Genomic DNA, 21,702 nt, shown 5'->3' with positions numbered 1-21,702 from the left:
TTATTTCCCGGAATAGTGATAATCGCCGCTGAAACCCACAGCACCGTTATATTTGATGCTGTCGTCTGGTTCGTAATCGGTGGGATAAATAGTGACAATATTGCCGTCATGCATGACGGCGGCGGAGTACACCAGGCCCCTTGTTCTGGCGCTCAAACTTAGCTGCCAGATATGGCGGCTTACTGGCTTCGCGTCGCCAATTAGCCGCTCCAACTCGTTTACAATTTCTTCTGTGATCCCGATATCTATCACGTCAATCGTTAAACGAAACGTGCCGGCAGGGTCGGCAACCTCCCACCATTCCTCGATCGTCATGGTGTACCCCATGTTCTCGATCACGCGATTAATTGCCGCAACTGTCCCTTTCCGTCGGTGAATGTAAAAGGCATCTTTAACGGCCTTGCGCTTTTCTGCTGCTGGCCATTTTTCATCCCACCGATCGACCGAAAACGCCCAGGCAAGGTAGGGCAGAAAAACAACCGGGCATTTGTCCGGGTTCCACAGGTCGCGTAGAGGCACATTCAGATCGCTAACCGCAGCGCATGATTCCGCTGCTCGGCGCTCTAGCGCAGAGGAGCCTGGCGGCAGCAGGCTATTCATCCGATCCACCAATTACAATGCGGGCATCTGTGCAGTTAGCGGCCTGCGTTTTGTCCAACACCACATCGGCAGGCGGATTGCGTAGCTCTACACGCTGTACGCCCTGAGTGTGCAGCGCTGCATAGATTGCTGTTAGGCGGATATCGCGCCCAAGGCGCCGCTGCTCGTTGATATATGCATTCAGGCGCTTTTGTGCGTCGGCAAGGATTGGTTCTTGTGCTGGCCCCGGATAGACATAAAGCACGGCGTCAATCCCATAGTTGATGATGCTGGCAGATTGAACCGTGAGGCGATCAGCTACGGGCCGAACTGCCTGATCGTTAAGTGCAGCGTCAACTTTCGCCAGCAATTCGGGGGAGGCCGTTCCATCCCCTTCGCGCGAAAGAATCGTGACAGTGACCAACGCCGGCGCCGGGCTGATCGCCGATGCATCTGCAACTTTTCCATCTGCGCTTAGTGCGTGGAACTCATAGGCGCCGGTTGGTCCGGCGACGCTCATTCCCTCGAATGCTGTCGGGATGCGCTGGCGAAAATCTGCATCAGACTCCATCACAGCCTCAACTGGCGGGATGGCTTCGCTGTCTTCGGGGATAATTGTCAGGCGCGGCGTGTTGTTGTTGGCGCCAAGCTGGTCGAGGTCGCTACCGATGGCATACGCCACCATCACGGCTTGTGCAGCCTCGTTGATGCGCTGGCGTAACAGCATTTCCCGATAGGCATTTTCCTGCAGCAGCATCACGATCGGCTCAGATTCCAGCTCCAGAGTGCGTGCTATGGCCTCGCGCTGCTCTTCAGGATAGAGCTCAAGCAGGCGCGCCTTTCTTTCCTCAAGCAGGTCTTCAGAGCTCAGGGTTTCCACTACCTGGGGCGGCGGCAGCTGCGAAAGGTCGATCACGCTCATGATGCGCTCCCGTAAGGAATTGAAATATTGATGCTCGCCGTGGTGTCGTTCCTGCTGCCGGAGACGTCCACAATCATTTGGCCGTCAATCTGCGTGGTCACAGTGACGGCTGTCAGTGATACGCGCGGCTCCCAGCGGTTGATAGCGCTGTATGCTGCGGCCATCAACTGCAATCTTGTTGTGTCGTTTTGAGGCTGGTCTATTAACTCGGACATCAGCGAGCCGAACGGGCGCCGGGTGATCCTGCTGCCGATTGGAGTCAGCAAAATTTTGCTGATTGATTGACGAATGTGATCGATATCTTCGACGGCTCGGCCGCTAATGGTGTTCATGCCCTGATACATCATTTCACCGGCCCTCCCGATTCTTCGTCGCCTTTCTTCACACCACTGTGCGCATGCTCATCAACAACGACGCCATTAGATGTGAAGTAGCCATCGGCGTGGGTGATATCGCCCTTCATCGTCCCTCCCTCAGTTACTGACAACTGTGCTGTTTGCAGCAGTTGAGTGCAGGTGACTTTTGGTGTTTCCAATATGATCCCTGTCGCCGCCTTAAATATTGCTGTTTTCACACCCTCCACGGTCAGGGCGCCGGCTTCGGGGTCATAACCAAACCTTGCGCCGTCGGGGAACTCCGTAACCAAGGCGCCCTCCGAATTCGAGGGGGCAGGGTGGGCGTCCGAAAAAATGGCTGGCAGAACAAAGGCGGTTGTCAGCTCGCCGGCCATGCTCAAAATCAACACCTGCTCGCCGACTGACGGCGCCCACCATGTGCGGGCGCTACCTGCGCGCATGGTCAGCCATTTTAGAGGTGCGGTTTCAAGCCCGCCTGTTTGCACACGGCATAGGCCGTTCTCTGTATCGACCTCGGAAATGGTTCCGATTCGGATCAGATTCGTTAGCAGACGCAGGAGTTCGGATAGTTGTGTGTTCATTGGCACAGCCTGCCATTTAACTTTTTGATTATGCACATCGATGGCTTGTGTCAGCCATGGTACAATTTTGATTTCTGCAATATTGAACAAGGATCTATCAGTGGCCCCAGAAGAACTCATTGAACAATTGAAAAAATTCCGCTCACGATTAGCTGATGATGTTACTTTTGCTTACGATCAGCGAGGGCGGGAGTTTGGTAATCAGCGTTTTGAAGCATTTAAACGCTCGTTTATTAGTTTCATCAACAAAGAAATACCCTTCGAGGCTGCTAATTGTAATCGTGCCTTTACAATGCATGCTTATTCATATAATAGATATCAAACAGTGGGGCAGAATTTTTGGAAAAATGGTGGGGACCGCGTTGCTTCATATATCGAGTCGTTAGTTATTGATATTGAAAATGATGAAATACAACTGAGGGACTCTCAGGTGGAAACCATTACGGGAAATGTCAGTGACTCGCCCCGGGGGAAAGTCTTTAATAAGGTATTTATTGTTCACGGTCATGATAATGAAATAAAGACGAGGACGGCGAGGTTTATAGAGAAGTTAGGTTTTGAAGTGGTAATTCTTCATGAGCAAGCCAGTCGTGGAAAAACCATAATTGAAAAGATAGAGCATTATACAGATGTGGACTTTGCTATTGTTCTTTATACCCCAGATGATTTTGGGAATACGGCTGAACAAGCTAAAGCTGGAGAGCTTAACCCCAGGGCAAGACAAAATGTTATTTTTGAACATGGGTATTTAATGGCTAAAATTGGTAGGGAAAATGTTGTCGCACTAGTTAGTGATAGCTTGGAACTACCTAACGATATTAGCGGGGTTGTCTATGTTTCTGATACGAACTGGGAAATGGATATTGCAAAGGAAATGAAGCTAACAGGGTATGACGTGGATTTTAATAAGTTATTTTAAACAGCTGGCCGTTTTTATCTTGAACGGCCTTAATTACTAAGATGATTTATCAGAATATCACCGATGGCGGTGATAGCTGGATCATTCAGCCCAAATAATTGGCGGGCGTCGTATTTCACGGTTGGACCGCGCTTACTCACTTTGTCACGCAGGCCGTAATGGTGCACGCGTGCAATGCGCATAACGCTGCCGGCAAAGTAAACTGCGGCCTCGTCTGCCGTGGTTGCTGTTTTCATAAAGCGAGTGGTCTGCAGCTTGCTGAACATTTTCCGGCGTATCCGCCCCTTTTTGTTTCGGCCTTGCGGCTTTCGCTCGGCATACGGGGTTTCGTCCGGGTTGCGCTGCCGGCTGATTTGCAGTCTCTGGCGGCGGCGCAATTCATTAGCCCACTGGCGAGTTAGCTTTTTCCTCGCCGCTGGGGTTAGCTGTGAGGCGAGGGCGGCCAGCCAGTCTTCAATCTGAATAAAGTCACTCATTAGGCGCCCACTGATCGGCGTAAGGTGGCTCCGGCTCAGGGACGGCCTCTACAACCATTTGGCCGCCTGCCTCTTTCACGATCACGCGCTCTGTTAGCTTCAGGTTTATGCTGATGTCACAAGTGGTGTTATTCAGAATATCCACTTCAAACGTGAAGCCCTTATCTCTGCCGTCTGGGTTTGCCATGATGTCCGGCTGGTTGCGGCGAAGCCAATACAAAATCACTGCGTTCAGCAGGTTTTGGTCTGCTGAAAAGTCGGTAATCACCAGGTTGAGTGTGTACTGGTATTCGAATGAAATGGTTGGTGCCAGGCTGGAAACAACAGCACCCTCATCAACAAAAATGTGCAGTTTGTCTGGGTTTTTCCCCAGATATTCGATCCCGCCAGAGAGGGCTTTTCTCAGTGATTCCGGCTTGTTCATCGCTCTTTTCCTGGCATTGAATGATGGTATCGACCTGATCGGCACACATCGCCCAGGCCGCCTCTACACGATTCTTTTCCCGCTCCAGGTCCCCGTTTGTGAGCGGGTTACTGGCTGGCAGCTGGCAGGCGATCAACCTCGGACAACCAGACGCGATAAGCCGCACCTCCGGTGATTGCCGGCCGGGCGTGCAGGCGCACAACATCAGGAGGCAAGCGGCTATCAGCCCAGGCTTTAAGCTCTGCATTTTCACGATACAACCCCGCAATCAGATTTTCACGTTGTGACAGAAGGGCGGCCGTGTTGGTCATCTGCTGACGCAACTCGGCCTGCGCCCGGTTGTTACTGCTGGCTATCAAGCCCAGGGTTATCATCTCGGCATTTTTAGCTGATAACTGCGCCGCCATCCCTTCGATGGTTTTTCCCTGGGCCCTGATGGTTACTTGCTGATCGCTTACGGCTTTTTCATAGGTGCCTAATCGCCAAGTTTTCCACCCTAACGCCGCGGCGAGCGCCAGGACGATGGCGGCCACGATCAACCAACTGCGTGGAATGACGGCGGTCATGCCAGCGCCCCGCCATAACTGACGTATTTTTTCAGCAGGGTTTCAAGCTTGTGCTCGGGCTGGCCATATCCGGCACCCGGCAGGCTCGCCCAGATATTGCGGCACTTTTTCAACGCTGACTCTATCCGGCCAGCGTTGATGTCAGCCAGAGCGCCGCGCTCGCGGATTAGTTGGATTGCCCACTTATCCTGTGATACTGGCCCAAAGTCTGGCAGCTTCAGCGCGGCGCGGTAATGACCCCAGTCCTTGATCAAAAACTGGTAGCCGCCTGATGCCGTGCTGCGCTGCCCGCGACTGTTAAACACCTTGCCGGGACGGCCGCCAGCGAACGGGTGATCTCGGTAGCTGGAAAAGGTTTCTGCCTTGCCGTCGATGCCGGTCACGATCACGTTGTAGCCGTCGTCCGACCTTGCCAAAAGTGTGGCGCCAATTTCACTGAATCGCAGTGTGTCCAGATAGGCGTTAATGTTAGGAGTGGTGACGATGCGGGCCATTTTTCCCCCTGGCTTTATGCTTGGCTGGCGCCCGCTCTTTTGCCGCGGGCGGTGATGGAATTATCGCCATGATGTTCCCGCGGGAGCGAGTAACCGCCATCAGGATCATGAAACTTAAAAGGGCGGTTAGCGCCCCCGACTGCGGGAATCGGCCGAACACGGAAAAAATGGGCACGGCGGCGCAAATCATGATCACAACGTATGCAACACCGCTGGCCCACGGCTTATGCTTTGCCCCTCGACGTTGGAACGCCAGCAGGCGGCCGGCAATGAGCAAGCAGATGATCGACGTTATCCAGTGCATGGTTATTTCCCCCGGAATATGCGGAAAATCGGGCTATCCCCGTCAAGTTTCTGCAGCGCAACCAGCAGTATTTTGATGGCCACGCCTGCAGCAACGAACGCGCCGGCGCCAAGCTTCACCTCAACATCCAGCCCGGTGGCTCTCTTCAACAGCGCGGCGGCCATCGGCGCGAACAGACAGCCGGCAATAAAGCTACTGATCCAGAGCGCGCCGCGGCGCTTAAGCGTCAGCTCCTGCGACGCCAGTACGAACAGCGATGCGCCACCGAAGGCGCCAAGCACAATTGGCGCGGCGTCGCCAGACAAGATGGAGAGAAGGGTGATCCCGCTAAACGTGAATAACGTGGTGCCGCTTGTTACTGGTTCGCCCATGACATCAATCCCAAAGTTGAATAATTTGCTGTGTGGGGGTCGGCGCAATGTCCGGCATTTCTACCGGCGTGCCGTGCGGAATAAATGGCCCGATTTCTGCCAGTCCTGGGTTGGCCAATAAGACGACTTCGGATAGCCCCGCGGTGCGGCCATAGTGGCGCCAGCACAACTCATCAACGGTATCGTTTTGGTGGGCTAACACTTCCATCAGATCAGCTCTACAGTCATGTGTTTTTCACCCTGGATCAGACGCATGGCCCAGCGAGCATCCCGCCACAGCTCATCAATGGATTCGTCCGTTTCGTCGGCGCGCTTTCCACCGGCGCCGGTGGCATCAAAATCGCGATACCGTTCGTTGAGGTTGGCCTTGGTGATGCAGTACACCGCGCGGTTGTAGTGCTGTAGCAAAACGCTCTCTTCGTCCAACTCTTCTGCTGGCACATTTTCCAAAGCGGTAAAGCCGGCGACCTGCTGCGCCTCTCGCCACAAGGCTAATTCGCCATTCACTTCCGCAATGGCATTCAGCGCTGCATGGCGCAGGCGCTGCGGGGTGAATGTGCCATCGGTCCTGATGGACTCCTGCAAATCGGACAGATCGACATCCGGCCAAAATTGCGTGTTCTTGATTACCTGTGTTTCCTCGCCGGCCTGGCCTAGCGCTACAAATTTCATGGGCAGGGCTCTCAATGGGTGGGCGGTGGACGGGCGTATTGATGCGGTATAAAACCTGTCGCAACGCCCGTGCCGCCCCGCGCGTGGGCACGTTCGGTTTAGCCGTTCTCGGCCTTCTTCAACTCGCGTTCGAGTCGTTCAATGTCTTTTTTTACACCAACCCGCTCATGCAACTGGAAGGCGCGGTTTAACTGGTTGAGCGCTAACTCAGGCTGTTCGTTATCCCGCAATCCGTAGCCCATGACTTTGTGCAGCTTGGCGCGCACTTCATCTGGCATGTCGTGGTCTTCAATCAGATCCATGAGGCGCGTCAGGATGGAGAGATTTACCGGCTGCTTAGCGTCGTAGGCTTTCAGGGCGCTGTCCGCGATCTCTTCGGCCACCGCACAGGCGGTTTGGCGTGCATATCGGCTTGGCATGACCAGGCCATGCTTGAGCGCATACTCTGCGATGTCGATGGCGCCATTGTGATCGCCGGCGTCGATGCGCCAGACCATCACATGCATGATCACGTCATCTTGCGCGCCCATTCCGGTCTGCAGCACTCCTGCCACCCAGGGGGTGTAATGCGGCAGGACTTCGCGTTTAACTTCGGCCTTTTTCTCCTGCGACTGCACCCGCTTCAGCCGGCGGCTGTCTTCTTCAATTTTCAGGAGCATCATTTCATAGCCATTGGCATGGCGGCTCAGAGCGCCGCCCTGGCGGGCGGCCTCCTTTGCTTGCACATAGACCATATGGCGCTGCGCTGGACTCAGGGCCATCAGTGAGCCCCTTATTCGCCCGCCGGTGCTTCCGGCGCTGGCGCCGCAAACTTACCGAGTTTGATGTTTTCGATCAGGCAACCACAGCCGTAATCTTCAACAACATAGGCCTCGTTGACCGATTCGAAGTTTTCGATGCGGTCACGTTTCGGGTTGTCGATGATCAGACGGCGGCGGGTGTCTTCCTGCCAGTAGATGGACAGGTTATCCAAGCGGGTAATCAGCATGGCGTTGGCCGGGAAGAAGGGCGCGCGAACAGCCTGTAGGCCGCCCATGCGTTTCTGGCTGATAATCAGATCAGCGGCCAGCGCTTCGGTGTTTGGCTGCGACTGGTTCACCAACGGGAAGTATTTATCCGCCAGCAGGCCGCGGCCGCAAATCACCACCAGATCGGTATCATCCTGGAACCACGGATCGATCAGGTTGTTCACGGCATCCATCACGACGGCATCCAGGTTGGCAAAGTCGCCGTTCTCACCCACGCGAATCATGGGTGAAACTACAGCCCCTTCGTCATCTACGATTTTATCCATCACGCGCGCTGGGGCGTCGGCGCGGTATTTCTGCAGCCAGCCAATGTTAACGTCCTGCAGCAACGGGTTGGCGGTTCGGTTCGAGGTTTTTTCGCGCTTCAGGCCGTTAAAGCCGATCATGATGCGGTCCAACGCCTGGCGTAACACGATGGCGTTACGGATACGCAGCTGGAAATCCTGGAACTTGGCCCACAGGTCCAATTTGCTGTAGGTGATCGAGGTATCGAAGTTGGTTTGCTCGCATTTGTACTCGATGGAGTCCAGACCGCTCGGATCCGTCGTTTCGCGCTCTTTGGTGGAGGTGTCCGTGGTGCTGGCGATAGTGGAGCCGATGCCAAGGCCCAGGCGCTGCCCGGATTGTTCAGTAACCTGAACGATATTAACCCGTTGCAGGAATGCGGCACTCTCCTGGATCTTATCCTCCAGTTTCTGCGCCACGGATGGCTCTACCGCAAACTTGGCGCTGAGCTCGACGGTTACGCCGTTCAGCTCACCCAGCGTGGTCAGGTAGGCGTTAAATTTAAATCGCGTTTCATTGCGCATAATCGGTAACTCTCCGTAATCAGTTTTCTATGCCCTATGGGGTATGCCGTGGCACTGCGTTTAGCAGTCGGTTTTTTCTCCGTTGCTTTCACCGCCGCCGCCAGGTGTTAACGGGCGAAACTTCGGATTGCGGTCCTGCTTGCTCAGGTTGGTCTGCAGGTCGTTAAGTTGCTTGCTCAGTGCGGTGATCTGGGTTTCCAGCGCCGGCACTTTTTCAGCAGTGGTGTTGAGCTTGGCGACGCTATCACCGAGGCTCTGTACTTCGCCGGCGACCAGTTCCACAGCCTGATTCACGTCAGAAAAGCGCGCGTCGTCATTGGCGTTACGCTTGGCGAACATCGCCGTGATGCGGGACAGCAGGCCGGGTCTTTGGTCTTCCTGCTCCACAAATTCGATCAGGGCTTCTTCTGCCGCGGTAAAGAGGTTGTCTTTATGCTGCTTGCGGTTAGCCAATGGGTTTGCTGATGCGGACGCACTGAACGCGAGGTATTCGGTACCCAGGCTGGCCGGGTCGTCGGTTACGGCTAGGCCGATCAGGTAGGCTTCGCCGGTATCGGCAAATTTCGGGTTTACCTCGATCGAGGTGTAAACCTTCTGCGCCTGCTTAACCATTTCGACCAGGTCCGCGGTTGGTGCGATGTCGCCATAAAGCGCCATCTTCCCGGCCAGTGGACCCTCGGTAATTTCCTCCGCTGTCAGGCCGGTTACATCACCGAAGCGACGGAAGGAGCTATCGGGGTGATATCCCTTGATGTGTTCCAGATTTACCCGCGCGCCATAAACAGATGGGTTGTAGCTCTTGGCCATCTGCGTCAGCCATTCGCGGCTAATGTTGCGGCCGTCGGTTGTCGCACCCTCTACGGCAATACGAAAACGCTTTGATTTAAGTGTCATTAGTCTGTTCCGGTCAGTGTCGGTAATCGGTCAGGCTTATGGTTGCGGCGAATAGGGAGGGGAGACAACGAAAGGGCATTGTGTGGTGTTTGGCACAATGGCCGGGAAGGGATGGCGGCGCGGCCGGTCGGTAGTCTGGCGCCATGACAACGACGACGCTCAACACCGATCTTGATCCCCGCAGACAGGCGATGTTCCTGTACTTTCAGGGGTTACGCATATCCCGCATTGCTGAAATGCTGGGAGAGAAGGCCGCAACAGTACACAGCTGGAAGAAACGCGACAAGTGGGGGAGCATTGGCCCGCTTGAGCAAATGCAACTTACCATAACAGCGCGCTATTGCCAGCTGGTGATGAAGGAGCACAAAGAAGGGAAAGACTTCAAGGAAATCGACCTGATCGCCCGCCAGGGTGAGCGGCTTGCCAGGATCGGGAAATTCAATAGCGGCGGCAATGAGGCCGACTTAAACCCGAACGTGGCCAACCGCAACAGCGGCTCGCGCAAGGCGCCTGAGAAGAATGTTTTCAGCGATGAACAGACGGAGAAACTGACCGAAATTTTCCATGATTCTCTGTTCAAATATCAACGCAACTGGTTTGAAGCCGGCGCCAAACACCGCATTCGTAATCTGCTTAAGTCCCGCCAAATAGGCGCGACTTTCTACTTTGCGCGCGAAGCCCTGATCGATGCCATTACTACAGGCCGAAACCAAATCTTTCTGTCGGCGAGTAAGGCACAGGCGCACGTTTTCAAGCAGTACATCATCGAGTTTGCCCGCGAAGTGGATGTTGAGTTGAAGGGTGACCCGATGACCCTCGGCAACGGCGCGTGTCTCTACTTCCTTGGCACCAACGCCCGCACCGCGCAGAGTTATCACGGCAACCTGTACCTTGATGAATATTTTTGGATCCCTCGCTTCCAGGAGCTGCGCAAAGTTGCCTCTGGCATGGCGCTGCACAAGAAATGGCGCCAGACCTACTTTTCAACGCCGTCGAGCCTTACCCATAGCGCCTACCCATTCTGGTCCGGCGCTCTGTACAACAAAGGCCGCGCCAAGGCTGATCGGGTTGATGTCGATCTCACCCATGCCAACCTGGCGCGCGGCGTTCTCTGCCCGGATGGCCAGTATCGCCAAATCATCACCGTCGAAGATGCAGTTAACGGCGGATGCAACCTGTTTGACTTGGATCAGCTGCGGCTTGAATACGGCCCAGAGGATTATCAAAACCTGCTGATGTGTGAGTTTATCGACGATATGGCGTCGGTGTTCCCACTCACTGAAATGCAGGGGTGCATGGTCGATAGCTGGGAACAGTGGGACGATTTCGAAGCGCTGGCCATCAGGCCTTTTGGGTATCGCCCGGTGTGGATCGGTTATGACCCGGCCAAAGGCTCTGCGTCAGGTGACAGTGCTGGTTGCGTGGTTGTGGCGCCGCCGATGGTGCCGGGTGGGAAATTCCGCATTTTGGAGCGCCACCAGTGGCGCGGTATGGACTTTGCCGCTCAGGCGAAAAGCATCAAGCTTTTGACCGAGTGCTACAACGTCCAATACATCGGCATCGACTCCACTGGCGTTGGCCACGGCGTCTATCAGCTTGTGAAGCAGTTTTTCCCTGCGGTGCAGGAGTTTGTCTATCGCCCGGAGGTGAAAAACGCCCTAGTGCTGAAAGCCAAAGACATCATCACACACCGGCGCCTGGAGTATGACGCCGGACACACCGACATCACCCAATCCTTTATGGCTATCCGCAAGGCGATGACCGCCAGCGGTAGCCGGCCAACGTATGAAGCAAGCCGCAGCGAAGAAGTCAGCCATGCCGATCTGGCGTGGGCAACTATGCATGCACTGTTCAATGAACCGCTCGAAGGCGTCACGGCGGGCAACAGCAACATTGTGGAGATTTTTTAAATGAGCAAGTGTCATAAAAAGCGCGCATTACCGCCAGTTCACGCCCATAAACAAGCTGTCGGCGCGGCAGGGGTTGAAGCATTCACCTTTGGCGATCCCGTCCCGGTGCTCGACCGTCGGGAGCTGCTTGATTACGTCGAGTGCGTGCGCATGGATAAATGGTATGAGCCGCCGATCAGTTTCGATGGCTTGGCTAGGACGTTCCGCGCCACGGTTCACCATAGCTCACCGCTATATGTGAAGCGCAATATTTTGACCAGTACGTTTAAGCCGCATCGTCTGCTGAGCCAGCAGGCCTTCAGCCGTTTCGTGCAGGATTACCTGGTGTTTGGCAACGCCTACCTGGAGTTGCGGACCAACCGCCTCGGCGGCCCGATGGAACTTAGACCCTCCCTGGCGAAATATACGCGCCGTGGCGTGGATCTGGATACCTACTGGTTTGTGCAGTATGGCCTGGGCGTTGACCCTTACCAATTCGACACCGCTAGCGTGTTTCACCTGCTGGAGCCTGATATCAACCAGGAGATCTATGGCTTGCCAGAATATCTGTCGGCGCTTAATTCTGCATGGCTCAATGAATCCGCCACCCTGTTCCGTCGCAAGTATTACCAGAACGGCAGTCACGCTGGCTTCATCATGTACATGAGCGACGCCGCCGCCAGCCAGACTGATGTGGATAATATCCGCAACGCTATGAAAGGTGCGCGCGGGCCTGGTAACTTCCGCAACCTGTTCATGTATTCGCCGAACGGTAAGAAGGATGGCATTCAGATCATCCCGCTGAGCGAGGTGGCAGCGAAGGATGAGTTCTGGAATATAAAAAATGTGACCCGTGATGACCAGCTACACGCGCACCGCGTACCGCCGCAACTGATGTGCATCGTGCCGGAGAACGCTGGCGGGTTCGGCAACGTAAAGGAGGCGAGCGAGGTGTTTGTTCGCAATGAGTTGATACCGCTGCAGCGGCGGATGCAGGAGTTAAATGATTGGATGGGGGAAGAGGTGGTCACTTTTGAGCCTTATGCATTGGGTTCTGAATCTTAAAATCGAAGCCCTACATAAGATCGTAGGGCTTTCCCCTTAATAGAACCTGCGCTGTTCGCGGTACTTTTCCCTTGGTGTCTTTGGTCTTCCCACTGCATGATTAAGAAGGTGTTCATTTTCCACTAGGTGTTGGCGAGCCCAAGACTGAAGATTGAATGCAAACCCATTCATTTGATCTCCCATGTTCGATGCTCTGTAGGTAATTCCTTTTTTCTGTAACCCCGCCATGATTCCATCTTGAATGCCGACGTAGATAGAATTTTCTCCATTTATGATGTATGGCAGCAGATATCCTTTTTCTTCTGGTGTTAATTCCGAGAGCGATTTCTTTAACCGAATAAGCTGCTTCGCTTGTTTCCGTTTTTCAATTATGTGGTGATATAAGCGACCACCACAGAATGCAATTGTTAGTAGCCAAACCGGGCCGATGTAAACGCCATACGCTTTTCTAAATCCATCAACATAAATTGTCTGCGCAGCTGCTTCGGGTAGAAACAAAATCAAAGATAATGCAATGATGATCATCACCAACACCGCACCAGGTATTTGCATTAAAAAAGCTGAGAAACTAGATATTTTTTCCAACATATGAAACACCAAGTCAAACTGTGAAAGTAGTTAGATATGAGGTGAGGGGGATTTTCGATGAAGCTAATTCTTATCTATTAAATGGCATGAATTCTACTCCCAATCATAGAGTTTGGAATTTTGATATTTGTACTTTTTATTAAAATCTCCTCGCCTTTCTTTTTGTCACCAGCACTATAATTCAAATTAAACGTAAACATTTCCTTTTCAGCGTAAAGCTCTTGTATTTCCTTAGCGTTATCGTAAGTGAGAATCCAAGAATTGCTTATATTGCATATTGTATCGCGCAATATTTCATGATCATGTTTCTCATAGAAATTTGTGTACAGTGATGCTCCTTTTACAAAATATGGAGGATCAATGCATAAGAAAACATTCTCATCACTACTGACGGAGTTTATAAATTCATTCGCATCCATATTAAATACGGATATCTTATCCCTCATGCTGGATATGGTCTTTATTTTTGTGATTAGGTTGTTTTTATTATATCGGCAACCAAGCTTATAATTGCCATTTTGGGATATGCCACCAATAACACCAGCTTTGATTATCCCTGATCTATTAGTTCTGTTAAGAAAAAACGTAGAAAACCCCAAATCGATAGCTGAGGATTTTAATTTGTTTTTTTGGATGTCTTTTTGATTATGCCATTCGTCAATGGTTACAGGCGTAGATATTATTTTTTCAATAAACTCATCTGTGTTATTGACAACTGAATCCCAGAATGACCAAATTGATCTATCTATATCATTCAGGTAAATTTCATTCACTAATCCAGAGTAAAGCATGGATAGTGCTAACCCTGCCCCGCCGGCATAGGGCTCCGCATAGGTTACGTTACTCATGCCATTCTCATTCACAATACCTGATACGATGTCAAATATGGCGGTTTTACCACCAGGATAACGTAAAGGAGAGTGTGTGATAGGCATATAGATAATCCAAAAGTTATAAACGGGCGCATTATAGCTGATTACGCCCTAAAGTTAAATACTTCAAATTTAATTCTTTACTTTCATTTCAACTAACGGTTCAAGTATCATCCATACTTGCCGTAGCATATCTCTGTCTGGAAGAAGAAACTCACCATGTACATATCGATTCAATGATTCTAATGAATTCCAATAAGTGTTGTCCTTAGCTATGAACCTTTTCAACTCATCTAGGTATGCTTTATTTGGGAACCACTCATCCCTTCTAACCAATGCTTTCATATTTTCAGAAAGCTGCTTAACTTTACCATTTGGATTTAGACATTGTTCTTTGCATTTGTGAATTTCAAATACACGAACAACTGACAGTTCTAATATTGTCCTCAATAATAAAGCCCCAGCAGTTTTATGCGTGTCAATCCATAACCCTTGACCTTCTTCAATCAGAATATCTAGTTTTTTTAATCCTGTTACATATCGTTTATCAATTGATATGAGTCTTTCTTTTCTTTTCCTTTTGTCACCAGCATTAGCCTTATCCTTTGGGTTCCCTCCATTGTTGGCTGCATATTCATTTAGTGGTTGAAAATCTACCGCTCCATTATTGGAAGGAGTTGGCGCGGTTGAGAACTTTCCTTCTAAGTAAGAATTTATTTGATTACCATCATTCAGGTTCCTTGAGTTTATTTTTTTATTGGCAATATCAGTAACTATTTCCCTCAGTACATGATCGAAGGTGGTTTTATCGATGGTGGTTGTTAATTTCCCATTTTGAATACTGAATCCGGTTTTATCCGAAAATAATTTTGAGTTTACCAATCGAGACATTGTTGAAATACTAAAGCTTGAATTAAGAGCTTTTTCCTCAATGTCAGTTGGCAATGCTAAATTAGTAAAGTATCTTTCTAAAAAATACTCTTGTACGGAGTCTTGTATTTCACTTGCGGCCACATTAAATCGATCGGCCATGTCCTCTATAGATTCACCACTACTGTAACCAGCAGTAGATATAAACTTGTTTTTCTGTTGTCTGCTCCATTGCAGTTTTCCTTCGGCGTGAAGTTCAAATAATACATTTTGAACCTCCCGTCTTGAGGGGGCTACATAAACCTCTATTTTTTCTATTAAATCGTCACCTAAAGAGTTCTTTAATCTTTCTAGCGCCCGACGACTTCTTGCTGATGGGGCTAAGTCAGGCTCTAATAAACATTTAAGTGCAGAAACCCGGCGATTACCTTCAACTACAACATAATTATCATTTTCTTTGATTACATAGATTGGGTCATGATTAATAAATCCTTTGTCTACAATTTTTTTTGCTAGCCTTTCTATTTTTTCATGTTCAAAAAGATAATCTAATATATCTTTTGTATTTTTTTTGGGTGCATACTCTGGAATCCTTGGGTTTTCTCTATCCAGTCTTAAATTAGCTACTGATAAATTGATTCTTTGCCATGAGCTGTAGTCAATTCTTTCCATTATTGACACCTATATAATTAACATTGTTAAGTATTTTTTATAATAACCTCAATAATTTATAGTATCTGCTATCCAGCTTCAACCAGTTAGCTTTTTCAGCTTGGCGCGCAATCGTAGCCCCGCCACGCCTGCCCGCTTTTTGTATGGGTTTTCATGCAGGTGCCCGTATAGCAGAAGGGCGCGCCATTACTGGTGCGCCCGGCTGATTTAGATCCTTTTTTGATCGTGCGGATTCATGCAGCATAGACATACACAAGCCCTGGCAGGTGAATCACTGGTTCATATTGTATTTGTAGTAGGTGTTAAGCCCATAATCGCCTTCAACCTGGAGGCGCCAGGTAGGCTGATAAAATTTTATGTATTCGTTCGCCTGGCTCGGTGACCAATCAAAGCCGACCCCTTGCAACTCCCTAAAAAATCTGCAACCGTAATAATCCATCTGCCGGTTGGTTCTCTTTTTCTGGCTAGTTCAAAAGCCCAAGACTCTTCGCCACGGCGTGCCATAAGTTAGCCCTCGTCTGCGTTATAAAAAATACCGTCGTAGTCTTTGTCCGGTAGAACTCCACTGGATAGATCGATGATCATTCCTAGTGCAAGTTTTAGATCAGAAGCATGCCGGGGGGCGATAAGAGCAAGCTCTGCAATAAACCTGACGCGAGTTAAAGTTTGTTTTTGTTTTTCAAGTGATTCCATCACTGCCTCCTGATGGTACTGTATATATGTACAGTATTATATTGAGCGTATTTCTGAGCCCCGTCAAGACATCTTGTTAATGAATTTATTTCAATTGCATGTAATTTCAGCAAAATTGCGAATATAACCATGACTCCAAGTTACTTCCTTCTACGCCCATAAAGCCGGCCATCTGTCCCGGCTTTGAAGTAGAAAGCGCCAATCTTCACTGTTCCGCCAAGCAGCAGGCGGTCAATCTCTTCAATGCCTGGCTTTTGTCTGCCGGCGGCGTTTAACTCCTGCGCTATTTTTTCCCGCTGCTTATTGCCTTCTTTTTCCATCTGTTTCAGCAGTTGATCGCGCTCTCCGGTTTGCCCGGTAACTTTTTGGCGCAACCTATTGAAACGCTGCATCAGGGCACCTGCCCGAACCGGGGGGCGCGCCGTAAATACATCACCTCTGGTGTTGCCGTAGTAGTGATTACCGGCAATTTTCATCGTCATGCCTTTGGCAACAGTTGGCACTCAGAATCACTGATCTGAATGCCGGCAATTTCTTCTACTCGGCCCCGGATTTTCTCCATTGCGACAGCTGCGCCGGTTGGAACATTGGCGTCCTGTGGTCTGCTTATTCTTGTTTTTGGGTTTCTGTCCCTGATTCTTGCCAGCACCTTCCGCCGTTCCTTGGCAGATAACTCGCCAAAATCGATATCACAGTTGGCATGGTCGGCTTCGCCTATATCCGGTGGGGCCATACTCCCACCAGGATCCCCCGTACAGTTATTGACAGAACTCCGAGAGGGCGCAGGCGCGCCCTGAAGGTCAACCCCCAAAACCGGCGCTTTCTTCGGCACAATTTTCCATTGGGTTACACGGGTGATGATTGGCACGTCCTGGCCAACTGGCGGGGAGAAAACACCACGCACGCGGATCACATCTTCGCCGTATCCGTTGGTTTCTTCCGCTGCCTCGTAATAGGTGCGGACAACAAGATCGTCACGCTTAACAAAAGGCCCACCCTGGGCGTTGATATATTCCGCCCAATTGCCGACGTCGGCGGCGTCGTGGACTGCTGCAAACTCTACGCTAAGGCCAATCGCGGCCTCATGGTCGGCCATCCGACGCAGCTCGCGGTATACGGTAACCGGAGCGCCACCAATGAATTGAAACTGACGAACACGCCATCGAGCGGCCCAGGCCGACACTGCGGCGGCGGTCTCCTTGAGCGGCTTCCCGCTTTCGTCGTCCAGTTCGCCATCCAACTGATAGCCGTCGATATTTTTCGAAATGTATTTCGCAACATAGCCGGTGGCGCTGCCCTGGTCAGGATCGATCTCTTCAGCATGGAAGCGTGCTTTGCGTGCCTTCGCAGAACTCAATTCCCGTGCATCTTCCTGCGTGGCGTAATCGCGCATTATTTCACGTACCTGGCCAACATCTTCAGGCTGCATGAAGATCAGCATGTGCCAGTGTGGCGTGCCGTCGTGGTGAGGCTCGGCAACCCTGATCCCGAAAATGCGTAAATCTTCGCGGTGGAGTTTGGCGCGAATCTTTGACCAGACCGACCTCAGATAACCCTGCGTCTCGGCCGGGCTGGCGCCGTTCCATTTCCGATTGCGATGGCCGTGTTTGTTGGTGGCATGAAATTTTGATGGGGCCGTTATGGTGTAGAACTCGCCGACGTAGCCCAGATCGTTACAGATGTTCTCGAAGCCGCGAATACGTACCATCAATTCACTGCGGCGGATCGCTGGATTCGCAACGCTGCCATCATATTTATCGATCAGGCTTATACGGTTGCCGGCCTCGTCTTCAAGCTCCATCCCCTTTAAAAACTCGCGGGTGCGTCGCTTCTGCTCGCGCCACTCGGTGATCGCCGTCTTGCTGGCGTATGGGTTGGTTTTTTTACTGACGTTGGCAAGCGCAATATTCAAGTGCTCGCGCCATTCTGCAGAGGTGCGGCGCAGACGGTTGAGCCACCATTGCGGCGACAACATCCGGGATACGGCAGGGCCGGCATCTTCTTCGCTGAAAAAGCGTTTATTCAGCTTTTCCCACAGCGGCGGCAGTTGGCTAAAGTCGCGAGTGATGATCCCGGCACGGCGGTATAGCAACCACATTGCCTTCAAATCACTGCAGCCGGAACATTGCTCTGCGACTAGCCCCAGCTCCTGTGCGATAAATGCGGCTATATCCTCGGCCAGCGCCTCAACATCACTACGTGACATATCAGCAAGGTGATTAAACCGCGTCATATACCTGGCGTTGTCCGCCGTCATTTTTAATATCCGGTACTGTTTATTGACCAGTTCCAAGCGTGGTAATGCGCGCTTAACAAAATTAAGCGTCAAGTACGCATGGGCTCGCTGGATCCCCTGAGATTGCTCAAGTTTGAAGAAGTGGGAGTTAACCTGGCGCTTTACTAGGCTAGGTTGGCTGTTCAGGTATTCAAAGGCAGCTGCGAGGTCGGTGTTGATGCGATCCCGATTCTTCTGTTCTTCCGCACTGACGAATGGCGAGCCGACACCTTTTCTCGGTGCGTTCCATGAATATGCCCATTCAAAAGCAGGCTCGCCGCTGCCCGGGTAGGGCGGCGGCGGGGTGGGGGCGTGGCGGCCGCGGTGTCTATTGCTCATACCTGCGACTTGAGAGCGCTGATTATTTGATACATCGCCTCTGGCGGAACTGCATTCCCCGCCATATGAACAGTCAACTTGTGTGACGGCGGTGTGATGTAGTCGGCAGGGAATGACATGGCCAGCATGTTTTCTTCCTTGGTCAGAATGCGCATGCGGTCGCCGTCAACTACTGCCCAGCGGTCACGCGTCGTGATAGTGCCGATCGGACGCTGCAGGGAGCGGCCTGATTTGGTGTTGCCGTAATATGAAATTAGGAACCGGTCACCGAATCGAGAGCGCCCACTTGCAACTCTGTCGAGTGTCGCCGCCGCGCGTCCTGGTTTATTGACCGCTGACCAGCGCCCGGCTTCGAAATCAATGAATGATTCAGCAGAGACATGCGGCAGTTTCGGCAGATTCAGCTTCAGTGGGTTTTTGCTACGGGTACAGATGATGAACATACGGACGCGGTTCTGAGGCACTCCCAGGTCTGCGCAGTCCACGATGTGCGACGCCAGAGAATAACCAAGCCGTTGCATCGCATACTCCCATGCAGGGAATAGCGACCATTGAAGAAACTCAGGCACGTTCTCAACGATGATTCCTTCAGGTAGTAATACTTCGGCAGCGGCGGGCACCGCCCAGGCAGTTGAGCGGCTCGCGTCGTGCTGTGGGTTGCCGTTGGCTTTGCCCCGCGCCTTGCTATGACCTTGGCAACATGGTGATGCCAGTAAAAGATCCAGCTTTGGCACTAAAGCCAGTACGGCTGCGAAATTAGCTTGGTGCAAGTCTTGGCATGCGTGAATTGTTTCCGGGTGGTTCATCGTGTGTGCGCTAACAGCGGCTTGCCAGTGATTAGCCGCCCAAACAATGTCTACGCCCGCTTTACGCGCGCCTGTTGATGAGCCGCCGAGTCCAGCGAATAAGTCAATTCCTTTCATTGGCTTTACTCCGGGTGATATAGCCAAATACGAAAATTGCCAGCCCGTATACGAATCCGCCGAGAACCAGCGCGGCGGTGAGAGGCCAAATGACTGACAGAATTAGGGCGCAGGCGGCCGTAGTGACGCAGTAGATGTGCCCGCTTTTAATGCCGAAGCAAAGCAGGCAGAAAGCGGCGCAGGCGCCAACAAGCCAGCAGAGAAAACCGATCAGCATGCGGCGGCCCCCATCGTTGCGATGATTTCTCCGACACGCCCGCGCCCATCACTTTTGCAGCTCACAGAACGCGGTGCGGTGATGTGGTGGATCTCAAACTCGCCATAACACTGCAGTGCTTCGGCGACATCGCTGTTTGAGGCCACAACGTGACAACCGCGTGCGGCGGCGGCACGCAGCGAGTACATCAGGTTGTACTGATGCAGTTCGCCAAAGCCTTCAGTGTGGTAATCGGTAAAGCCGGTTGTCTTCGTCTTAGGCATGTACGGCGGATCGCAGTAAATGACATCGCCGGGCGCAGCCATTTCAATGCTTTCGGTGAAGTCACAGCAGAGGAAAACGGCGTTTTTCGCTTTCTCGGCGAAAGCGCGAATCTCTTTCTCTGGGAAATAAGGTGCGTCCACCTTGCCGAATGGGATATTGAATTCCCCGCGGCGGTTATAACGGCACATGCCGTTGTAGCCGTGGCGATTCAGATAGAGGAACTTCGCCGCGCGCATGATAGTGCTGACTTCGATGCGGAGATTGAAACTGGCACGGACTGCTAAATAGCCCTCCTGGCCCTTGTGATTGGCAAACATCAATTGGCCAAGCCCGATCAATTCTTCCGGGTACTCTTTGGCTACGTTATGGAAGTTAATCAGGTCGCCATTGATATCAGCCAGCAGATAGGAATCGAAGTCGGTGTTTAGGAAAACGGTAGCGGAGCCCACAAACGGCTCCACCAGGCGGCGGCCGGGTGCGGTTGGTAGATGTTGGCGCAGGGTGTCCATAATGCGGCGCTTTCCGCCCACCCATTTCAACGCGGAATTCAGCATAACTACCCCCGGTAGTGGCGTGATTTTGTTTCGTGAAGTTCCTGGCAGCTGGCGCAACGGGCTGTACCAGGAACGGCAAGGCGGCGTGCCTCTGGGATCTGCGCGTCGCACTCTTCACAGAGAAAGGCGGAAGGGGCGGCCGGTTTCCGGCGCGCCTGTTCGATTTGAGCGTCCAGGATCAGCTGCTGGCGTTCCTGTTCAATGTCCATTGCGTCGGCCATTAATGCAGCTCCATCGCCTGGTTTTGGATGAATTCGGCTTCGTGGCGCAGCAGCTCCACGGCATCGCGAAGGCTCAAATCCTTGGCGATGATGGAGTTGGCCAGATTTTCCAGCTTGGTGGACATCACCGCGGCCTGATTCTTACGCTCATCCATGCGGGCGCGCTTCAGCATTTCTTCCAACTGGTAGGCGGTTTGGTGCACAACGGAAACATCGTCGCCGGCGGCTGGATCGATCCCGATGGTGATAGGCAGTTTTTGCATATTTCTCATGGTGGTTTTCCTTTCTTCAGGTAATAAAAAGCCCGGCGGGTTTACGCCAATTAATTTCTGGTCAGGTTAAAAAGTTATTTCTCTCGGCATGCTTAAATGCTTCGGGAATAAACTCACGACTGCGCGGAATTTATTCATTGCATCGACCAATGCTTTTTTCTCCTCACTCGTCAGTTCATTGAAATCCAGCCCGTGGCGCTCTTTCTTGATACCAGCTAAAAAGAAAATGGCGCTCAGAGCCCGGATGTTGTCTTTGTTTCGTGGATCGCTTTCGTCGCGCACGTCTGCCAAAAATCGATTTATTTCAGCGGTGCTGTCGCACTTGAAAACATCCCGGCGCAATTCGGCGATGTGCTGTAAACCGTCGGCCCGCTGGCCCGGTGTCAGCGGCACAGTTCGCGTAGTTTCAGTAAAAGCCATTTTGCCGCCTTACTGCCGATTGACTCCCGCGGGGCGGTGGTCAGTTGAGCCAGCAGTTCTTTCTGGTCTTGCGCCGGGCACCAACGCCGGCCGTTCTGCAGTTGGATCCAACCGTGGCCAAAGTGGCGAGATTGGCTTTGTTGCTTGAGCAGGGGAGCAATAGAAATTGGCAT

Annotated in this window: 32 protein-coding genes; 3 read left to right on the top strand and 29 right to left on the bottom strand. The window is 51.9% G+C overall.

All coding sequences use genetic code 11. The annotated features are described in order from the left end of the window. The 4 genes from ACUTSC_RS05275 to ACUTSC_RS05260 are packed head-to-tail and all read right to left on the bottom strand — an operon-like array spanning position 1 to position 2,438. Positions 1-600, bottom strand: a complete 600-nt coding sequence (locus ACUTSC_RS05275; protein ID WP_445653153.1) for a phage tail protein I — start codon at positions 598-600, stop codon at positions 1-3. After that, positions 593-1,501 carry a baseplate assembly protein gene (locus ACUTSC_RS05270; RefSeq protein ID WP_445653152.1) on the bottom strand — a complete coding sequence of 303 codons (909 nt, stop codon included), beginning with the start codon at positions 1,499-1,501 and terminating at the stop codon, positions 593-595. The genes ACUTSC_RS05275 and ACUTSC_RS05270 overlap by 8 nt, the downstream gene beginning before the upstream one ends. Further along, positions 1,498-1,848, bottom strand: coding sequence for a GPW/gp25 family protein (locus ACUTSC_RS05265; RefSeq protein ID WP_445653151.1), 351 nt, complete (start codon positions 1,846-1,848; stop codon positions 1,498-1,500). The genes ACUTSC_RS05270 and ACUTSC_RS05265 overlap by 4 nt, the downstream gene beginning before the upstream one ends. Beyond that, a complete protein-coding gene (locus tag ACUTSC_RS05260) occupies positions 1,845-2,438 on the bottom strand; it encodes a phage baseplate assembly protein V (protein WP_445653183.1) in 594 nt (197 codons plus the stop codon). Before ACUTSC_RS05260 ends, ACUTSC_RS05265 begins: the two co-directional genes overlap by 4 nt. Before the next feature lie 100 nt (positions 2,439-2,538). On the opposite strand from ACUTSC_RS05260, the gene ACUTSC_RS05255 reads away from it, so the two are divergent. Beyond that, complete coding sequence (locus ACUTSC_RS05255) at positions 2,539-3,357, top strand: TIR domain-containing protein (protein ID WP_445653150.1); 819 nt, start codon at positions 2,539-2,541, stop codon at positions 3,355-3,357. A gap of 29 nt (positions 3,358-3,386) precedes the next feature. Here the strand turns inward: ACUTSC_RS05255 and ACUTSC_RS05250 are convergent, their stop codons facing one another. The 12 genes from ACUTSC_RS05250 to ACUTSC_RS05195 form a co-directional block, all read right to left on the bottom strand. Then, positions 3,387-3,833 (bottom strand): phage virion morphogenesis protein, encoded by a 447-nt coding sequence (locus ACUTSC_RS05250; protein ID WP_445653149.1) that lies wholly within the window; start codon positions 3,831-3,833, stop codon positions 3,387-3,389. Beyond that, on the bottom strand, positions 3,826-4,257 hold the full coding sequence (locus tag ACUTSC_RS05245) for a phage tail protein (protein ID WP_445653148.1): 432 nt from the start codon (positions 4,255-4,257) through the stop codon (positions 3,826-3,828). Before ACUTSC_RS05245 ends, ACUTSC_RS05250 begins: the two co-directional genes overlap by 8 nt. Continuing rightward, the gene (lysC, locus tag ACUTSC_RS05240; RefSeq protein WP_445653147.1) at positions 4,169-4,462 is read right to left on the bottom strand and encodes an Rz1-like lysis system protein LysC; all 294 of its coding nucleotides are present in this window, start codon (positions 4,460-4,462) and stop codon (positions 4,169-4,171) included. Before lysC ends, ACUTSC_RS05245 begins: the two co-directional genes overlap by 89 nt. Continuing rightward, the gene (gene lysB, locus ACUTSC_RS05235) at positions 4,365-4,823 is read right to left on the bottom strand and encodes an Rz-like lysis system protein LysB (protein WP_445653146.1); all 459 of its coding nucleotides are present in this window, start codon (positions 4,821-4,823) and stop codon (positions 4,365-4,367) included. Before lysB ends, lysC begins: the two co-directional genes overlap by 98 nt. After that, positions 4,820-5,317 (bottom strand): glycoside hydrolase family 24 protein, encoded by a 498-nt coding sequence (locus tag ACUTSC_RS05230; RefSeq protein WP_445653145.1) that lies wholly within the window; start codon positions 5,315-5,317, stop codon positions 4,820-4,822. The genes lysB and ACUTSC_RS05230 overlap by 4 nt, the downstream gene beginning before the upstream one ends. Then, complete coding sequence (locus ACUTSC_RS05225; RefSeq protein ID WP_445653144.1) at positions 5,292-5,621, bottom strand: phage holin family protein; 330 nt, start codon at positions 5,619-5,621, stop codon at positions 5,292-5,294. Before ACUTSC_RS05225 ends, ACUTSC_RS05230 begins: the two co-directional genes overlap by 26 nt. Positions 5,622-5,623: 2 nt before the next feature. Next, positions 5,624-5,992: a putative holin gene (locus tag ACUTSC_RS05220; RefSeq protein WP_445653143.1), complete on the bottom strand. Its 369-nt coding sequence runs from the start codon at positions 5,990-5,992 to the stop codon at positions 5,624-5,626. Between the two features lie 4 nt (positions 5,993-5,996). Continuing rightward, positions 5,997-6,200: a tail protein X gene (locus ACUTSC_RS05215; RefSeq protein ID WP_445653142.1), complete on the bottom strand. Its 204-nt coding sequence runs from the start codon at positions 6,198-6,200 to the stop codon at positions 5,997-5,999. Continuing rightward, the gene (locus ACUTSC_RS05210; protein ID WP_445653141.1) at positions 6,200-6,664 is read right to left on the bottom strand and encodes a head completion/stabilization protein; all 465 of its coding nucleotides are present in this window, start codon (positions 6,662-6,664) and stop codon (positions 6,200-6,202) included. Before ACUTSC_RS05210 ends, ACUTSC_RS05215 begins: the two co-directional genes overlap by 1 nt. Positions 6,665-6,762: 98 nt before the next feature. Then, positions 6,763-7,425, bottom strand: a complete 663-nt coding sequence (locus ACUTSC_RS05205) for a phage terminase small subunit (protein ID WP_445653140.1) — start codon at positions 7,423-7,425, stop codon at positions 6,763-6,765. Between the two features lie 11 nt (positions 7,426-7,436). Further along, the gene (locus ACUTSC_RS05200; protein WP_445653139.1) at positions 7,437-8,501 is read right to left on the bottom strand and encodes a phage major capsid protein, P2 family; all 1,065 of its coding nucleotides are present in this window, start codon (positions 8,499-8,501) and stop codon (positions 7,437-7,439) included. 60 nt (positions 8,502-8,561) lie between these two features. Further along, entirely contained in the window at positions 8,562-9,395 is an 834-nt protein-coding gene (locus ACUTSC_RS05195) for a GPO family capsid scaffolding protein (RefSeq protein ID WP_445653138.1), read from the bottom strand. A gap of 143 nt (positions 9,396-9,538) precedes the next feature. On the opposite strand from ACUTSC_RS05195, the gene ACUTSC_RS05190 reads away from it, so the two are divergent. Both ACUTSC_RS05190 and ACUTSC_RS05185 read left to right on the top strand, forming a co-directional pair. Continuing rightward, entirely contained in the window at positions 9,539-11,305 is a 1,767-nt protein-coding gene (locus tag ACUTSC_RS05190; RefSeq protein WP_445653137.1) for a terminase ATPase subunit family protein, read from the top strand. Beyond that, positions 11,306-12,349 carry a phage portal protein gene (locus ACUTSC_RS05185; RefSeq protein WP_445653136.1) on the top strand — a complete coding sequence of 348 codons (1,044 nt, stop codon included), beginning with the start codon at positions 11,306-11,308 and terminating at the stop codon, positions 12,347-12,349. 36 nt (positions 12,350-12,385) lie between these two features. On the opposite strand, the gene ACUTSC_RS05180 is transcribed toward ACUTSC_RS05185, so the two are convergent. The 13 genes from ACUTSC_RS05180 to ACUTSC_RS05120 all read right to left on the bottom strand — a co-directional run bounded on the left by ACUTSC_RS05180 (position 12,386) and on the right by ACUTSC_RS05120 (position 21,702). Next, positions 12,386-12,937, bottom strand: coding sequence for a super-infection exclusion protein B (locus ACUTSC_RS05180; protein WP_445653135.1), 552 nt, complete (start codon positions 12,935-12,937; stop codon positions 12,386-12,388). Between the two features lie 77 nt (positions 12,938-13,014). Further along, complete coding sequence (locus tag ACUTSC_RS05175) at positions 13,015-13,872, bottom strand: DNA adenine methylase (protein WP_445653134.1); 858 nt, start codon at positions 13,870-13,872, stop codon at positions 13,015-13,017. 69 nt (positions 13,873-13,941) lie between these two features. Further along, on the bottom strand, positions 13,942-15,351 hold the full coding sequence (locus ACUTSC_RS05170; RefSeq protein ID WP_368460531.1) for a ParB N-terminal domain-containing protein: 1,410 nt from the start codon (positions 15,349-15,351) through the stop codon (positions 13,942-13,944). 507 nt (positions 15,352-15,858) lie between these two features. After that, a complete protein-coding gene (locus tag ACUTSC_RS05165; protein WP_208904979.1) occupies positions 15,859-16,044 on the bottom strand; it encodes a hypothetical protein in 186 nt (61 codons plus the stop codon). Between the two features lie 140 nt (positions 16,045-16,184). Continuing rightward, positions 16,185-16,520 (bottom strand): hypothetical protein, encoded by a 336-nt coding sequence (locus ACUTSC_RS05160; RefSeq protein ID WP_445653133.1) that lies wholly within the window; start codon positions 16,518-16,520, stop codon positions 16,185-16,187. A 2-nt stretch (positions 16,521-16,522) separates the two neighbouring features. Continuing rightward, entirely contained in the window at positions 16,523-18,658 is a 2,136-nt protein-coding gene (locus ACUTSC_RS05155) for a replication endonuclease (protein WP_445653132.1), read from the bottom strand. After that, positions 18,655-19,581 carry a DNA cytosine methyltransferase gene (locus ACUTSC_RS05150; RefSeq protein ID WP_445653131.1) on the bottom strand — a complete coding sequence of 309 codons (927 nt, stop codon included), beginning with the start codon at positions 19,579-19,581 and terminating at the stop codon, positions 18,655-18,657. The genes ACUTSC_RS05155 and ACUTSC_RS05150 overlap by 4 nt, the downstream gene beginning before the upstream one ends. After that, positions 19,568-19,798, bottom strand: coding sequence for a hypothetical protein (locus ACUTSC_RS05145; protein WP_445653130.1), 231 nt, complete (start codon positions 19,796-19,798; stop codon positions 19,568-19,570). The genes ACUTSC_RS05150 and ACUTSC_RS05145 overlap by 14 nt, the downstream gene beginning before the upstream one ends. Beyond that, positions 19,792-20,616, bottom strand: a complete 825-nt coding sequence (locus ACUTSC_RS05140) for a DNA adenine methylase (RefSeq protein WP_445653129.1) — start codon at positions 20,614-20,616, stop codon at positions 19,792-19,794. The genes ACUTSC_RS05145 and ACUTSC_RS05140 overlap by 7 nt, the downstream gene beginning before the upstream one ends. A gap of 2 nt (positions 20,617-20,618) precedes the next feature. Then, complete coding sequence (locus ACUTSC_RS05135) at positions 20,619-20,825, bottom strand: TraR/DksA C4-type zinc finger protein (protein WP_445653182.1); 207 nt, start codon at positions 20,823-20,825, stop codon at positions 20,619-20,621. 11 nt (positions 20,826-20,836) lie between these two features. Next, positions 20,837-21,109: a DUF2732 family protein gene (locus ACUTSC_RS05130; protein WP_445653128.1), complete on the bottom strand. Its 273-nt coding sequence runs from the start codon at positions 21,107-21,109 to the stop codon at positions 20,837-20,839. Between the two features lie 66 nt (positions 21,110-21,175). Beyond that, entirely contained in the window at positions 21,176-21,529 is a 354-nt protein-coding gene (locus ACUTSC_RS05125; RefSeq protein WP_141984674.1) for a DUF5347 family protein, read from the bottom strand. Further along, positions 21,493-21,702 (bottom strand): phage filamentation protein Fil family protein, encoded by a 210-nt coding sequence (locus ACUTSC_RS05120; protein WP_445653127.1) that lies wholly within the window; start codon positions 21,700-21,702, stop codon positions 21,493-21,495. Before ACUTSC_RS05120 ends, ACUTSC_RS05125 begins: the two co-directional genes overlap by 37 nt.

It is taken from the genome of Serratia sp. TSA_105.2 (assembly GCF_052692115.1).
The sequence above is the reverse complement of the archived record's forward strand: the minus strand, read 5'-3'. Positions and strand labels throughout refer to the sequence as shown.